We start from the raw sequence: 14,729 nt of genomic DNA on the forward strand, positions 1-14,729 counted from the left end.
GTTTGCTCCCTCTCCCTGTGGGAGAGGGTTGGGATGAGGGCATCAGCCCGCACGGACTACTGACTGTCTTTCTGGATCTTCTTGATGATGTTGGTGGTTGAACACCCGTCCTCAAAATTAAGCACCATCACCTCGCCGCCGTTGGCCCAGACCTCTTCGCTACCCGCGATTTGCTCCGGCTTATAATCGCCACCCTTCACCAGCAGATCCGGCAGAATACCGGCAATCAGGCGCTGCGGCGTGTCTTCTTCAAACGACACGACCCAGTCCACCGCTTCCAGCGCGCCGAGCACAATCATACGCTGCTCGAGCGGGTTCACCGGACGCGTTTCACCCTTCAGGCGTTTTGTCGACGCATCGCTGTTAACCGCCACAATCAGGCGATCGCCGAGTTTGCGCGCGTTCGCCAGATACGAAACGTGACCCGCGTGCAGGATGTCAAACACGCCGTTGGTCATCACCACTTTTTCACCACGCTTGCGCGCGGCGGCGACGGCCACTTTAAGCTCGTCTTCGGTCATAACGCCAAAACCGGTATCCGCACGACCGCGCACCGCGTTTTCCAGCTCGATAGGGGAAACGGTTGAGGTACCGAGTTTACCGACGACCACGCCCGCCGCGGCGTTAGCAAAGTAGCACGCCTCTTCCAGCGAGTTTCCTGCTGCCAGCGTCGCCGCCAGCACGCCGATCACCGTATCACCGGCACCGGTCACGTCGTACACTTCCTGCGCCTGGGTTGGCATATGCAGCGGCGCTTTGCCCGGCTGCAGCAGCGTCATTCCCTGCTCGGAGCGGGTCACCAGCAGCGCGGACAGCTCAAAGTCAGCAATGATCTTCATGCCGCGCTCAACCAGTTCGTCCTCGGTTTTGCACTTGCCCGCCACCGCTTCAAACTCGGAGAGGTTTGGCGTCAGCAGGGTTGCGCCGCGATAGCGCTCAAAATCGGTCCCTTTCGGGTCGATCAGAACCGGCACGTTGGCTTTACGCGCCAGCTGAATCATCGTCTGTACGCTCGCCAGCGCGCCTTTAGCGTAGTCGGACAGCACCAGCGCGCCGATATTGCCTAGCGCCTGGTTGATACGCTCGTGCAACGGCTCAGGATCAACGCCCTCGAAACCTTCTTCAAAGTCGAGGCGGATCAGCTGCTGGTTGCGCGACAGCACGCGCAGCTTCGTAATCGTTGGGTGGGTCGGAACAGAAACGAAGTCGCACTTCACGTTCACGTCCGCCAGAGACTTGCTCAGCGCGCGCGCCGCATCGTCGATGCCGGTCAAGCCCACCAGACGCGACTGCGCGCCCAGAGAGGCAATGTTCATCGCCACGTTTGCCGCGCCGCCGGGACGCTCTTCAATGGTGTCGACCTTAACCACCGGTACCGGTGCTTCCGGAGAGATGCGGCTGGTAGGCCCATACCAGTAGCGATCCAGCATTACATCCCCAACAACCATTACCCCAGCACGTTCAAACTCTGGCAGTGTTACTTTCATTCCTGACTCCAGAAAGATTCACAATTTGCGCGCGATAATATCACACTTGATTTGTTACGCACGGTTCCACCAGCCACTTCTGCCAGCTGGCCGTTACCTGAGCACGTTCATGAGCAAAACAGTCCAGCGCCACGTGCCCCGGCTGCTCCTGCAGCGCCAGGTGATGAAGCTCATCGCGCAGCGTCGTGTAGGCGCGGGTTAGGGCCTGCGCCTCCTGCTCGTCCATGATGTCGTTTTGCGCCAGCAGCTCCAGAATGCGCACGTTATCGGACCAGCGAGTCAGCTTCGGCTTGTCGTGGGCGTGCAGCAGCACCAGATACTGGGTAATGAATTCAATATCGGTAATACCGCCCTCGTCGGCTTTAATATCAAAGCGATCGCGATGTTTATTGCCGAGATGCGCCCGCATTTTCTCGCGCATCTCCCGCACTTCCGTTTGCAGCGTGCTGCCATCACGCACGGTGGTCATAACCTCCTTACGGATGACGTCAAACTGCGTTTTGAGCTGCGGATCGCCATACACCACGCGAGCGCGCACCAGCGCCTGATGCTCCCACGTCCAGGCTTCATTCCGCTGGTAATCCGCGAAGGACTCCGTCGAGGTCACCAGCATGCCCGCCGCGCCGGACGGACGCAGACGGGCATCCACTTCATACAAAATGCCCGACGAGGTGCGGGTGCTGAACAGGTGCATGATGCGCTGGGCAAGACGCAGGTAGAACTGGCGCCCGTCAATCTCACGCTCGCCGTCGGTCATCACATCAACCGGGCAGTCGTGCAGGAAGATTAAATCCAGATCGGAGCTGTATCCCAGCTCCCAGCCGCCGAGCTTGCCGTAACCAACCACGGCAAACCCTCGTCCCTCACGGTCAGCAAGGTGTTTCGGCTGGCCGTAGCGCGCCACCATCTGCACCCACGCCTGATGGACCACAGCGTCGATGATCGCTTCCGCAAGCCAGGTTAAGTGATCGCTAACTTTCATCACCGGCAGCGTTCCGGCGATGTCCGCCGCCGCCACGCGCAGCATCTGCGCCTGCTTAAACTGACGCAGCGCCTCCAGCTGTTGCTCTTCGTCCTCTTCAGGCACGCGCAGAAGATACTGACGCAGCTCGTCCCGATAGGCATCCGTCGCCGTTGGCTGATACAGCGTGTTCGGGTCGAGCAGTTCATCCAGCAGCAGCGGGTAACGCGCCAGCTTGTTGGCCACCATCGGCGACGCGGCGCAGAGGGAAATCAGGTGCTTGAGCGCGCCGGGAAATTCGCTCAGTAGTTCAAGGTAGGTGGTACGCGTGATGATCCCGCTTAACAGCGGCATCATACGTGACAGCGGCACCGGCGCGTCCGCCCGCGAGCAGACCTCGCTCAGCAGGTGCGGCATCAGGTGATCCAGCACCTGACGACCGCGCGGGCCGATGGCGCGTTTGTTCAGCTCAAGACGGAAATCAGCGATCAGCGCCACCACGCGATGCCGGGCGTCGTCGCTCAGGTGCGCCAGCACGGGCGTGGTGTCATCTTCCTGGAGCGCGTCCTGCCACAGCTCGCGCCAGTGCTCGGAAAGCGCATCGTCCTGCGATTCGCTTTCGTCATCACCGATCAGCTCGTTAAAGATGCGGCGCACGCCTGCCATATGGGCATCCAGCCGTTCGGTTAACGCCGCCCAGTCGTCCACGCGCATGCCCCAGGACAGACGCGCCCGGTTAAGGTCATCGCCCGGCAGGGTTTGGGTCTGTTCGTCGTTGATGCTTTGCAGCAGGTTTTCCAGACGGCGCAGGAACAGATAGGCCTCGCGCAGGGTTTGCGCGTCGCCGTCCGGCAGCAGGTGCAGCTGCTCGATGGCGCTCAGCGTCGGCAGCAGCGAGCGGGACTGCAGCGAAGGCTCACGCCCGCCGCGAATAAGCTGGAAGACCTGAACGATAAATTCGATTTCGCGAATGCCGCCCGCGCCGAGCTTGATGTTGTCCTTCAGACCACGACGGCGCACCTCACGGGCGATCATCCCTTTCATATTTCGCAGGGACTGGATCACGCTGAAGTCGATGTAGCGGCGGAACACGAACGGGCGCAGCATGGCGCGCAGCTCGTTGGCGTAAGCGTCGTCGCTGTCGCCCATGATCCGCGCTTTAACCATCGCATAGCGCTCCCAGTCGCGCCCCTGTTCCTGGTAGTAATCCTCCAGCGCGGCAAAGCTCAGCACCAGCGGTCCGCTGTCGCCAAACGGGCGCAGGCGCATGTCCACGCGGTAAACAAAACCGTCCTGCGTCGGCTGATCCAGCGCCTTAATCAGACGCTGGCCGAGGCGGGTAAAGAACTGGGCGTTGTCCAGCTCGCGACGGCCGCCGCGCGTGGAGCCGTTCTCGGGCCACGCAAAAATCAGGTCGATGTCGGAGGAGAAGTTCAGCTCGCAGCCGCCCAGCTTGCCCATACCCAGAATCAACAGCGGCTGAGGAACCCCTTCCTCGCTGCACGGCGTGCCCCACTCTTTACAGCAGGCGGCGTAGAGCCAGTCGCGCGCGGCGACAATCAGCGTTTGCGCCAGCTCGCTTAACTGCTGCAGCGTGCTCTCTTCGCTCACCAGCTCCAGCGCCTGAGCCCAGGCAATGCGCACCATCACCCGACGGCGGAACTGGCGAAGGACGCGCATCAGCGTCGCTTCATCCGCAACGTCTTCGAGCGCAGCTTGCAGCCAGCCGGCATAGTGCCGCCACTCGTCCGCCTGCGGCTGTGCGTTCTCAAGCTCCGCCAGCCAGTCCGGGTTGGCGGTGATGCTTTCCTGCACAAAATCACTGAAGGCGAGCACGCTCTTCGCCTGCTCGCTTAACGATGACGCCGGTAATGACTCAGGCAGACGTTCGCAAACGGTCTGCCACTGCTGCTGTAACGGTGAAGAAAGCGGCATTATAGGGGTTCCTTGCCAGAGTTAACGTTTTCCGCTGTGCAGCCAGAACGGCTCCTGCGAAATGGCCTCGTTACGGAAATGCTCAATCTCAATATGCTGACGGGTTTCAATGGCATGCTTCAGCCCCTGCCAGTTCTCCAGCCAGGCCTGGGCCTTAACGCCGTCATAAGCGCCGGAAAGCAGCAGCATGCTGTCGATGTTGCGCGACAGACGGGGAAGCTGATCGCCATACTGGTCGCCGAGCGGATAAGCAAAGGTGCTCTTCAGTTCGGCGGCATGACGGGAAAGATGAATATCCGCGAAACGCTTAAAGTTTTCCGCGATTTTGGTCTCGGCTTTCGCATCCAGGAAGGCGCGCCAGCCGCGCGTCACCAGAAACTCGGTCAGCGCCAGTTTTGCCGAAGCGGCTTGCGGGCTGTAGATCGCCGTTTGCGCCGATACGTCGGAGAGCATCAGCGTTTCGGTTTGCGTCAGCAGGTCACGTAAGTGAGCGCTCGCTTTGCGAGGAACAATACCGCCGAACAGCGTCAGGGTATGGCGCACCAGGGCAATGGCCGCCAGCACGTGGGATTTCGCGTTTTTCACATTTCGCACCCACAGCTCTTCATGGTACTGCCACTGTGAAAGCGCCAGCTCCAGCGCGGCTTCCAGACCCTGCTCAACGCTGGCTTTCGGCGCAACATGCAAAATGGTCGTCTCTTTCAGCACGCGCGGCGCATTTCCGGCGGCCAGATGGTAACCCCGCGCGGCTTTACTCAGGCTTCCCTGACGCAGTCCGGACTGGTTCACCAGCCTGCGCGCCAGCTTCAGCACGTCATTTGCGTCCCCTTCCAGTAGCTCAAGCTCGAGTTCGCAAATCGGTTCCTTGAACTCACCCGCCTTCACGTCCCCCAGATCGAGGGCGATTTCGATGCGGCTTTTGCCTTCCGTCACCAGCCATTTCTCGCGCCAGAAATCGGTGCTGAACAGCGGCTGTACCTGTTCCGCCAGCGTGGAAGGCAGCTCGCCTTCCGGCCAGACTTCCGCCGGGAAACGTTCCAGCTCAAGTTCCGGCTTGCTGATGTCGATATTGTATTCCGGGCGCTGATGTAAACCTCCGACCACGCGGCCGGCAATTTTCATCGTCATCTCGTAGCACCCGCTCGCGCCGCGGATGCGCAGCCCCATATCGTGGCGGCGCAGCCAGCTGTCTGGCGTTTCGTAATAGATATTAAGCAGTTGTACCGGTGCATGGTGTTCGCCGGAAAGCGTATGCAGATGCTGGCGGAGTGCGTCAACGCTGTCTTTTTCGACGATAAACTTTAATTCGATTTCTTGTGCCATAGCCTTGTACTTTTGCGAGCGTCACAGACGCGTCAATGAGGGCGAACTTCCTCGCCATTTGTTTGTCAGTACATAGTATTTTGCGCCAAATTGCCATGCAATGAGCAATTTGTCGGGCGTAAATGTGTAGAGTCGTGACACAGATGATTCTGATTGCTGACGAATGCTTTGCGTAGAGACACTGTTGCCACTACTATCGTTCCACTATTTATGAAAATAACGACTAATGATGCTTAAATTACGCCTGATTGGACTTACTTTACTCGCTTTTAGCGCCGCAACCGCAGTGCACGCTGAAGAGAAGCGTTACGTTTCTGACGAACTGAACACCTGGGTGCGCAGTGGCCCTGGAGATAATTATCGCCTCGTGGGCACGGTGAATGCCGGCGAGGAAGTTATCCTTTTACAGACCAACGCGGACACCAATTACGGTCAGGTTCGCGACAGTACCGGTCGTACTTCCTGGATCCCGCTGAAAGAGCTAAGCACCGTGCCAAGCCTGCGCACGCGCGTGCCGGACCTGGAAAACCAGGTGAAGACCCTGACCGACAAACTGAACAACATCGACGGAACCTGGAACCAGCGCACCGCTGAAATGCAGCAGAAAGTGGCACAAAGCGACGGTGTGATTAACGGTCTGAAAGAAGAGAACCAGAAACTGAAAAACGAGCTGATTGTCGCGCAAAAGAAAGTGAATGCCGCTAATCTGCAGCTCGACGACAAACAGCGCACCATCATCATGCAGTGGTTTATGTATGGCGGCGGCGTGCTGGGCGTGGGTCTGGTGCTGGGTCTGGTCCTGCCGCATCTGATCCCAAGCCGTAAGCGTAAAGACCGCTGGATGAACTAATTCGTCTTCTCTGCCAGACTTACGTATCATTCTGGAAAAGAGAAAACGGGAGAGTTGGGCGTGAAAAGTTATTTGGTCGGTGGTGCGGTACGTGATGCGTTGTTAGGTCTGCCGGTCAAAGATAAAGACTGGGTGGTGGTTGGCGCCACCCCTGAAGAGATGCTCGACGCGGGCTACCAGCAGGTAGGCCGCGATTTCCCCGTATTCCTCCATCCGCAAAGCCGCGAAGAGTATGCCCTGGCGCGTACCGAGCGGAAATCGGGCTCGGGCTATACGGGCTTCACCTGCTATGCGGCGCCGGACGTCACGCTGGAGCAAGATCTGCTGCGTCGCGATCTCACCATCAACGCGCTGGCTCAGGACGAGAACGGGCAGATCGTTGACGCTTATGGCGGTCAGGACGATCTACGCAACCGTCTTTTACGTCACGTTTCCCCGGCGTTTTCTGAAGATCCGCTCCGCGTGCTCCGCGTGGCGCGTTTTGCCGCGCGTTACGCCCATCTCAGCTTCCGTATTGCCGATGAGACAATGGCGCTGATGACCGCCATGACAGAGGCGGGCGAGCTTGAACACCTGACGCCGGAGCGCGTCTGGAAAGAGACGGAAAATGCCCTCACTACGCGCAACCCGCAGGTCTTTTTTCAGGTCCTGCGCGACTGCGGCGCGCTAAAGGTGCTTTTCCCGGAAATAGACGCGCTGTTTGGCGTGCCTGCCCCGGCAAAATGGCACCCGGAAATTGATACCGGCGTACACACGCTGATGACCCTGAGCATGGCGGCCATGCTCAGTCCTGACGTGGACGTGCGTTTTTCCACCCTGTGCCACGATCTCGGCAAAGGTTTAACGCCGAGAGAATTCTGGCCTCGCCACCACGGGCACGGCCCGGCAGGGGTGAAGCTGGTCGAGGGGCTGTGCCAGCGTCTGCGCGTGCCGAATGAGATCCGCGATCTGGCGAAACTGGTGGCCGAGTTCCACGACCTGATCCACACCTTCCCGATCCTGAAACCGGCCACCATCGTTAAGCTTTTCGACAACATCGACGCCTGGCGCAAACCCCAGCGCGTGGAGCAAATCGCGCTCACCAGCGAAGCTGACGTGCGCGGTCGTACCGGGTTTGAAGCGTGCGATTACCCGCAGGGACGTTTACTGCGTAAAGCCTGGGACGTGGCGAAAGCGGTGCCCACGAAGGACGTTGTCGAAGCGGGATTTAAAGGGCCGGAAATTCGCGAAGAACTCACGAAACGGCGAATTCAGGCGGTGTCTGACTGGAAGGAAAAGCATTGCCCTCAGCCAAAAGACTGAGGGCCATCGGTCAGAAGAAGACCACGTATACCGCAGCGGCAACGATAAAGCGATAGATCGCGAACGGAATGAACGAGATGCGCTTAATCAGCTGCAGGAAGGTTTTGATGGCAATCAGCGCCACGATAAATGCGGTGATAAAGCCGACGGCGAACATTGGAATGTCGCCCGAGGTGAGAAAACCGATGCTTTTATAAAGGTCGAGTGCGGTGGCGCCCATCATCATCGGCACCGCCAGCAGGAACGAGAACTCGGACGCGGCATAACGGCTTACGCCCATCAGCATCCCGCCGGAGATGGTTGCGCCTGAACGCGAGAAGCCCGGCCACAGCGCCAGACACTGGAAGCAGCCAATGATAAACGCCTGACGATAGGTCATATCGTCCAGCCCTTCCGCCCGCGGCGTTTTTGGCTTCAGCACTTCGGCGGCAATCAGCAGGAAGCCCCCCACCACCAGCGCGTACATGACGTTAATCGGGTTAAACAGCGATTTGATGGCGTCGTGGAAAACCAGGCCCAGCACCACCGCCGGGATCATGCCGAGCAGAATATGGATCAGCGACAGGCGACCTTTACTCATTCCTTCGTGCTGAAGCGGGCGACCAAAATGGATGCCGATCAGGCCAAACAGGCGACGCCAGAACATCACCACCACCGCCAGAATCGACCCCAGCTGGATCACCACTTCAAACGTTTTTGCGGTATCGCCTTCAAAGCCCAGCAGATGGCCAACTATAATCATATGGCCCGTACTGGAGACCGGCAAAAACTCCGTCAATCCTTCGACCACACCCAGTATTGCCGCCACCAGCAGCGAGTGCATATCGCTCATCTATAAACCCCTAAAAAGATATAAAAAAACGGTCGCCCCAACGGCTACCGTGAAAGATACAGTGTTAAGACCGGTATAACCTAAAATGGTTTAGCAATTATGACGTTAATTCTTGCCTTTCAGATTTGTGCCACGCTCAATAATGACGCCGACATTGGCGGCGCGCGCCACCGCTCCCGGCTTGCTCAGCTTGATGCGCACCCACGGTGAATTGAATTTGGTCAGCAGCAATTCTGCGACTTCTTCAGCCACCCGTTCGACCAGCGCAAAACGTTGTCCTTCAACGTGGGCGATGACCGTTTCACTGATGTCGGCATAGCTCAGACAGTCGTTCACGTCATCGCTTTTTGCTGATTTGCGGTTATCCCATCCCATTTCGATATCGAACACCAGCTTCTGCTCGATGGTCTGTTCCCAGTCGTAAACACCAATAGTGGTGATTACCGAAAGTTGCTCTATAAATACAATATCCATCATGACCTGCCTGCTTTTTGGCTAAACCGGATACCACTTCCGGCGAATTATGCGTATTATCCACAGATGCTGAGAATACAGATACATTTTCAAAACGGAACAGCGTTATGAGTGCAATCGCGCCTGGAATGATCCTCCTCGCCTATCTTTGCGGCTCAATCTCCAGCGCCATTCTGGTCTGCCGCATTGCCGGGTTACCCGACCCGCGTGAAAATGGTTCCGGGAATCCGGGGGCGACCAACGTACTACGAATTGGCGGCAAGGGAGCAGCCGTAGCGGTTTTGATTTTTGATGTTCTGAAAGGGATGCTGCCCGTCTGGGGCGCGTATGCGCTGGGCGTCACGCCGTTCTGGCTGGGGCTCATTGCTATTGCTGCCTGCGTCGGCCACATCTGGCCCGTATTCTTCGGCTTTAAAGGCGGCAAAGGTGTGGCGACCGCCTTTGGTGCCATTGCCCCCATCGGCTGGGACTTAACCGGCGTCATGGCCGGAACCTGGCTTTTGACCATTCTTCTGAGCGGCTATTCGTCGCTGGGCGCTATCGTCAGCGCGCTGATCGCCCCGTTCTACGTCTGGTGGTTCAAACCCCAGTTCACCTTCCCGGTGTCGATGCTCTCCTGTCTTATCCTGCTGCGTCATCACGACAATATTCAGCGCCTGTGGCGTCGTCAGGAGACCAAAATCTGGACGAAGCTCAAGAGGAAGAAAAAAGACGCTTCGAAAGGTTAGTTATGCCTTATAGCCAAATGTGATTTTGGTCACCTTCTGCCTGTGGTAACTGTTAGAGACACAACACAACCACATAAGAAGAAAATGGCTGAAATCACAGAAACAACTCCCCTTTCAACGGCAGGTATTCCTCCTGATGGCGACATCCAGTGGGTGCGCAGTGCATCGGACGTATCACGCCTCGTAAATGACGGTTCTCAGGGCCGGGCAAACGCCCGTATCGTAGTCGGTATCGCTCTGGGCGGAATTTTCCTCGATGCCTACGATCTGGGCGCGCTGGCGTTCGGCATTAAAGACATCACCCGCGAATTTAACCTGACGCCCGCCGGTACCGGTATGGTGGCTTCGGCGATTACCTTTGGTGCCATTATCGGGGCGCTGCTCGGCGGTTACCTCACGGATAAAATCGGGCGCTACCGTGTTTTTATGGCTGATATGGTGTTCTTCGTGGTGGCTGCTATCGCCTGTGCGCTGGCCCCGAACGAATATGTGCTCGCGGGTGCCAGCTTTGTGATGGGGCTTGGGGTCGGGATCGATCTTCCCGTGGCGATGGCGTTTTTAAGCGAGTTCGCCAGGCTGAAAGGTCCGGGAAACAAAGCCTCCAGCGTCGCGATGTGGTGCCCCACCTGGTATGCCGCCATCAGCATCTCCTACCTGCTGGTGCTTTTCTTCTACGCCGTGCTGCCGGAAAGCCACAGCGACTGGCTGTGGCGTTTGATCCTCGGCTTTGGTGCAGTGCCCGCGCTGGTGATTATCGCCATCCGCAGCCGCTATATGAGCGAATCTCCGGTCTGGGCGGCGAATCAGGGCAACCTGAAAGAGGCGGCGTCCATTTTACGCCAGTCGTATAACATCAATGCCCACGTGCCGCAGGACGCGCTCGGCCAGCCAGCACCTGTCGTGAATAAAGCGAAATGGTCAAACTATCTGAACCTGTTTCGCGGCATCTACTTACGCCGCACTACGCTCGCCACGCTGCTTTCCGTCGTCTCGTCGTTTGCCTATAACGCCGTGGCGTTTGGCCTGCCGGTGATCATCTCAAGCTTCTTTGTTCAGTCGATGCTCACCACCATTCTCATTTCTCTGGTGCTTAACCTGCTGTTTGCCTTCGTCGGCGGACTGCTGGCGGTCCGCTACGTACCGCGCTTCGGCGCCTGGCGGATGTCGCTTGCGGGTTATGCCTGCCAGCTTGTCGCGCTGCTGGGCCTGGCGCTGATTGGCCGACCGGAAGGCGCCTCTGAAGGGGTGCTTGCCGTCGCGATGCTGGCCCTATTCCTGTTCGGTCAGGGCTTTGGCCCGGGCGCGCATACCATGACGTTTGCCTCGCTGAGCTACCCGACCTCGCTGCGCGGCGTCGGCGTGGGTCTCAACCAGACGCTGATGCGCAGCAGTTCCACGCTGTCGCTGTTCCTGTTCCCGCTGCTTGTTGCGTCTCTCGACACCGCCGTGTTCTGGGTGATTGCCCTGGCGCCGTTTATCGGCCTGGCCTCGCTGCTGGCGATCCGCTGGGAGCCGTCCGGGTACGATGTGGATGCGGAGGATTATCGGTAGTCTAGCAAACCGGCTCACAGAAGCCGGTTTTTTTATCCATAAGCGACTCATATGACAGCCTTCATTTCCGCCAGGGCATACTGAAACGTATCCCGATGGTGTGGAAATGGATGCAGCATGTTAGCAGCTCAGGTCACTGATAATACGTATAAAGGCTGGCAGGCGTCGCTTGCCCTGCAGTTTTGTCACACCCCTGAGAAAACCCTCCTGCACTCCGCCCACCACGTCGGGCCGCTCACCGTTCAACGTCCGTTTTACCCCGAAGGGGAAACCTGTCACCTTTACCTGCTGCACCCGCCCGGCGGGATTGTGGGCGGCGATACGCTGGACATTTCCGTTCGGCTGGACGCCAAAAGCCATGTGCTTATCACCATGCCCGGCGCCAGCAAGTTCTATCGCAGCAGCGGCCCGCAGGCTCGTCTGAACCAGCATTTTTATCTCGATGAAGATTCCATCCTGGAGTGGCTGCCGCAGGACACGATTATTTTTCCCGGCGCGAATGCCGCGCTGCGCTCTGTTTTTCATCTGAAGGCCTCCAGCACGCTGCTGGCGTGGGAGCTGTACTGTCTGGGCCGCCCGGTGATCGGTGAGACCTTCAGCCACGGCACGCTGGAGAGCCGCCTTGAAATCTGGGTTGAAGACGAACCGCGCCTGATTGAGCGCCAGCATCTTAGCGACGGCGATCTCACGCCCGTCGCCGGACGTCCGTGGCTCGGCACGCTGCTGTTCTATCCGGCCAAAGAAGAACATCTCGACGCGGTGCGCGAACGGCTCGCCCCGCTGGAAAATTATGCGGGTGCAACGCTCACCGATGACCTGCTGTCGGTGCGTTTTCTCTCCCACGACAACCTGATTTGCCAGCGGGTGATGCGCGACGTCTGGCAGTCGCTTCGCCCGCTTCTCACCACCAAACCCGCCTGTTCGCCGCGTATCTGGCAGACATAAGAGAAACGTTATGGAACTGACCCCCAGAGAAAAAGACAAGCTGTTGCTGTTCACCGCCGCGCTGGTTGCCGAACGCCGCCTTGCGCGCGGGGTAAAGCTCAATTACCCGGAATCGGTCGCGCTGATCAGCGCCTTCATTATGGAAGGCGCGCGCGATGGCGAAACCGTCGCCTCGCTGATGGAAGCGGGCCGCCACGTCCTGAGGCGCGACCAGGTTATGGAGGGCGTCCCGGAGATGATCCCGGATATTCAGGTCGAAGCCACCTTCCCGGACGGATCCAAGCTCGTCACCGTCCATAACCCGATCGTCTAAGGAGCGCGTGATGATCCCAGGCGAATACCGGATCCAGTCCGGAAATATTGCCCTCAACGTCGGGCGTGAAACCCAAAGCGTGGTTGTCGAAAACCACGGCGACAGGCCGATCCAGGTCGGATCGCACTACCACTTTTACGAGGTCAACCCGGCGCTGAAGTTCGATCGGGAAACCACCAAAGGCTATCGGCTGAACATCCCGGCGGGCACCGCCGTGCGCTTTGAGCCCGGCCAGAAGCGGGAAGTGACGCTGGTTCAGGTCACGGGCGCGCAGCGCATTTTCGGTTTTCGCGGCAGGGTGATGGGCGAGGTGAAACATGGCTGAGATTTCGCGCCGGGCGTATGCCGATATGTTCGGCCCCACTACCGGAGATAAAGTGCGGCTGGCCGACAGCGAGCTGTGGATCGAAGTGGAAGACGATCTCACGGTCTACGGCGAAGAGGTCAAATTCGGCGGCGGGAAGGTGATCCGTGACGGCATGGGTCAGGGGCAGATGACCGCAGACGGCTGCGTGGATCTGGTTCTCACCAACGCGCTGATTGTCGATCACTGGGGGATCGTAAAAGCCGATATCGGCGTCAAGAACGGGCGGATCTTCGCCGTCGGCAAAGCCGGAAACCCGGACATTCAGCCCGGCGTGACGATCCCGATTGGCGCGGCAACGGAAGTGATTGCCGCCGAGGGGAAGATCGTCACCGCCGGTGGGATCGACACCCACATCCACTGGATCTGCCCGCAGCAGGCGGAAGAGGCGCTGGTCTCCGGCGTCACCACCATGATCGGCGGCGGCACCGGACCGGCGGCGGGCACCAACGCCACCACCTGCACGCCGGGGCCGTGGTATATCGCCCGCATGCTGCAGGCTGCCGATACGCTGCCGGTGAATATCGGCCTGCTCGGCAAAGGTAACGGCTCCAATCCGGACGCCCTGCGCGAGCAGATTGCCGCGGGCGCCATCGGGCTGAAGATCCACGAAGACTGGGGCGCGACGCCTGCGGCGATCAACTGCTCGCTGGAAGTCGCTGACGAGATGGATATTCAGGTGGCGCTGCACAGCGACACGCTGAACGAGTCCGGGTTTGTCGAAGACACGCTGGCGGCCATCGGCGGGCGCACCATCCACACCTTCCACACCGAGGGCGCGGGCGGCGGTCACGCGCCGGATATCATCACCGCCTGCGCGCACCCGAATATTCTGCCCTCTTCCACCAACCCGACCCTGCCCTACACGGTCAATACTATCGACGAGCATCTCGACATGCTGATGGTTTGTCATCACCTCGACCCGGATATCGCCGAGGACGTGGCGTTTGCCGAATCCCGCATTCGTCGTGAAACCATCGCCGCTGAAGACGTGCTGCACGACATCGGCGCGTTCTCGCTCACGTCGTCAGATTCGCAGGCCATGGGCCGCGTCGGGGAAGTGATTATCCGCACCTGGCAGGTGGCGCACCGCATGAAGGTCCAGCGCGGCGCGCTGCCGGAAGAGACCGGCGATAACGATAACTTCCGCGTGAAGCGCTATGTCGCCAAATACACCATTAACCCGGCGCTCACCCACGGCATCGCCCACGAGGTCGGTTCGATTGAGGCGGGCAAGCTGGCGGATCTCGTGGTCTGGTCTCCGGCGTTCTTCGGCGTCAAGCCCGCCACCATCGTCAAGGGCGGGATGATCGCCTGCGCGCCAATGGGCGATATCAACGCCTCGATCCCCATGCCGCAGCCGGTGCATTACCGTCCGATGTTTGGATCGCTGGGCGCCGCGCGCCACGCCACCCGACTGACGTTTATCTCGCAGGCCGCCAGTGCGAACGGCATTCCGCAGCAGCTCAACCTGCAGAGCTCCACCGCGGTGGTGAAAGGCTGCCGGACGGTGAAAAAGGCGGACATGATCCACAACGGCCTGCAGCCGAATATCACCGTCGACTCACAAACCTACGAGGTGCGCGTCGACGGTGAACTGATAACCAGCGAACCGGCTGACGTTCTGCCGATGGCGCAACGCTATTTCCTGTTTTGAGGAGTGA

Annotated in this window: 13 protein-coding genes; 8 read left to right on the plus strand and 5 right to left on the minus strand. The window is 59.1% G+C overall.

The window, feature by feature from the left end; genetic code table 11:
* Window positions 1–56: 56 nt before the first annotated feature.
* Genes hldE through KGP24_RS19820 form a run of 3 tightly spaced genes read right to left on the minus strand, consistent with a single transcriptional unit; the run spans window position 57 to window position 5,706 of the window.
* Entirely contained in the window at window positions 57–1,487 is a 1,431-nt protein-coding gene (hldE, locus tag KGP24_RS19810) for a bifunctional D-glycero-beta-D-manno-heptose-7-phosphate kinase/D-glycero-beta-D-manno-heptose 1-phosphate adenylyltransferase HldE (protein WP_048979123.1), read from the minus strand.
* Between the two features lie 40 nt (window positions 1,488–1,527).
* On the minus strand, window positions 1,528–4,383 hold the full coding sequence (gene glnE, locus KGP24_RS19815) for a bifunctional [glutamate--ammonia ligase]-adenylyl-L-tyrosine phosphorylase/[glutamate--ammonia-ligase] adenylyltransferase (RefSeq protein ID WP_223561572.1): 2,856 nt from the start codon (window positions 4,381–4,383) through the stop codon (window positions 1,528–1,530).
* Between the two features lie 21 nt (window positions 4,384–4,404).
* Complete coding sequence (locus tag KGP24_RS19820; RefSeq protein WP_223561573.1) at window positions 4,405–5,706, minus strand: inorganic triphosphatase; 1,302 nt, start codon at window positions 5,704–5,706, stop codon at window positions 4,405–4,407.
* 229 nt (window positions 5,707–5,935) lie between these two features.
* Here KGP24_RS19820 and KGP24_RS19825 point away from each other — a divergent pair, with 229 nt between their 5' ends.
* On the plus strand, window positions 5,936–6,556 hold the full coding sequence (locus KGP24_RS19825) for a TIGR04211 family SH3 domain-containing protein (RefSeq protein WP_194401785.1): 621 nt from the start codon (window positions 5,936–5,938) through the stop codon (window positions 6,554–6,556).
* A 60-nt stretch (window positions 6,557–6,616) separates the two neighbouring features.
* Window positions 6,617–7,858 (plus strand): multifunctional CCA addition/repair protein, encoded by a 1,242-nt coding sequence (locus tag KGP24_RS19830; RefSeq protein WP_223561574.1) that lies wholly within the window; start codon window positions 6,617–6,619, stop codon window positions 7,856–7,858.
* Window positions 7,859–7,868: 10 nt separating this feature from the next.
* Here KGP24_RS19830 and bacA read toward each other — a convergent pair whose 3' ends face one another.
* Both bacA and folB read right to left on the minus strand, forming a co-directional pair.
* Window positions 7,869–8,690 carry an undecaprenyl-diphosphate phosphatase gene (gene bacA, locus KGP24_RS19835; RefSeq protein ID WP_223561575.1) on the minus strand — a complete coding sequence of 274 codons (822 nt, stop codon included), beginning with the start codon at window positions 8,688–8,690 and terminating at the stop codon, window positions 7,869–7,871.
* Window positions 8,691–8,795: 105 nt separating this feature from the next.
* On the minus strand, window positions 8,796–9,164 hold the full coding sequence (gene folB, locus KGP24_RS19840) for a bifunctional dihydroneopterin aldolase/7,8-dihydroneopterin epimerase (protein ID WP_223563533.1): 369 nt from the start codon (window positions 9,162–9,164) through the stop codon (window positions 8,796–8,798).
* 107 nt (window positions 9,165–9,271) lie between these two features.
* On the opposite strand from folB, the gene plsY reads away from it, so the two are divergent.
* The 6 genes from plsY to ureC all read left to right on the plus strand — a co-directional run bounded on the left by plsY (window position 9,272) and on the right by ureC (window position 14,722).
* The gene (gene plsY, locus KGP24_RS19845) at window positions 9,272–9,892 is read left to right on the plus strand and encodes a glycerol-3-phosphate 1-O-acyltransferase PlsY (protein WP_223561576.1); all 621 of its coding nucleotides are present in this window, start codon (window positions 9,272–9,274) and stop codon (window positions 9,890–9,892) included.
* Between the two features lie 84 nt (window positions 9,893–9,976).
* Window positions 9,977–11,443 (plus strand): MFS transporter, encoded by a 1,467-nt coding sequence (locus tag KGP24_RS19850; protein ID WP_223561577.1) that lies wholly within the window; start codon window positions 9,977–9,979, stop codon window positions 11,441–11,443.
* Between the two features lie 117 nt (window positions 11,444–11,560).
* Entirely contained in the window at window positions 11,561–12,388 is an 828-nt protein-coding gene (locus tag KGP24_RS19855; protein WP_223561578.1) for an urease accessory protein UreD, read from the plus strand.
* Between the two features lie 10 nt (window positions 12,389–12,398).
* The gene (locus KGP24_RS19860) at window positions 12,399–12,701 is read left to right on the plus strand and encodes an urease subunit gamma (RefSeq protein WP_006811999.1); all 303 of its coding nucleotides are present in this window, start codon (window positions 12,399–12,401) and stop codon (window positions 12,699–12,701) included.
* 10 nt (window positions 12,702–12,711) lie between these two features.
* Window positions 12,712–13,026, plus strand: a complete 315-nt coding sequence (locus KGP24_RS19865) for an urease subunit beta (protein ID WP_223561579.1) — start codon at window positions 12,712–12,714, stop codon at window positions 13,024–13,026.
* Complete coding sequence (gene ureC / locus KGP24_RS19870; RefSeq protein WP_223561580.1) at window positions 13,019–14,722, plus strand: urease subunit alpha; 1,704 nt, start codon at window positions 13,019–13,021, stop codon at window positions 14,720–14,722. The genes KGP24_RS19865 and ureC overlap by 8 nt, the downstream gene beginning before the upstream one ends.
* Window positions 14,723–14,729: the final 7 nt, after the last annotated feature.

It is taken from the genome of Enterobacter sp. JBIWA008 (assembly GCF_019968765.1).
In the GTDB taxonomy this organism is placed as follows: domain Bacteria; phylum Pseudomonadota; class Gammaproteobacteria; order Enterobacterales; family Enterobacteriaceae; genus Enterobacter.

Coding starts and splice junctions, on each gene's coding strand:
- folB (WP_223563533.1), bottom strand. CDS start 9,164: ATGGATATTGTATTTATAGAGCAACTTTCGGTAATCACCACTATTGGT.
- KGP24_RS19820 (WP_223561573.1), bottom strand. CDS start 5,706: ATGGCACAAGAAATCGAATTAAAGTTTATCGTCGAAAAAGACAGCGTT.
- KGP24_RS19865 (WP_223561579.1), top strand. CDS start 12,712: ATGATCCCAGGCGAATACCGGATCCAGTCCGGAAATATTGCCCTCAAC.
- bacA (WP_223561575.1), bottom strand. CDS start 8,690: ATGAGCGATATGCACTCGCTGCTGGTGGCGGCAATACTGGGTGTGGTC.
- plsY (WP_223561576.1), top strand. CDS start 9,272: ATGAGTGCAATCGCGCCTGGAATGATCCTCCTCGCCTATCTTTGCGGC.
- KGP24_RS19855 (WP_223561578.1), top strand. CDS start 11,561: ATGTTAGCAGCTCAGGTCACTGATAATACGTATAAAGGCTGGCAGGCG.
- hldE (WP_048979123.1), bottom strand. CDS start 1,487: ATGAAAGTAACACTGCCAGAGTTTGAACGTGCTGGGGTAATGGTTGTT.
- glnE (WP_223561572.1), bottom strand. CDS start 4,383: ATGCCGCTTTCTTCACCGTTACAGCAGCAGTGGCAGACCGTTTGCGAA.
- KGP24_RS19860 (WP_006811999.1), top strand. CDS start 12,399: ATGGAACTGACCCCCAGAGAAAAAGACAAGCTGTTGCTGTTCACCGCC.
- KGP24_RS19850 (WP_223561577.1), top strand. CDS start 9,977: ATGGCTGAAATCACAGAAACAACTCCCCTTTCAACGGCAGGTATTCCT.
- ureC (WP_223561580.1), top strand. CDS start 13,019: ATGGCTGAGATTTCGCGCCGGGCGTATGCCGATATGTTCGGCCCCACT.
- KGP24_RS19825 (WP_194401785.1), top strand. CDS start 5,936: ATGCTTAAATTACGCCTGATTGGACTTACTTTACTCGCTTTTAGCGCC.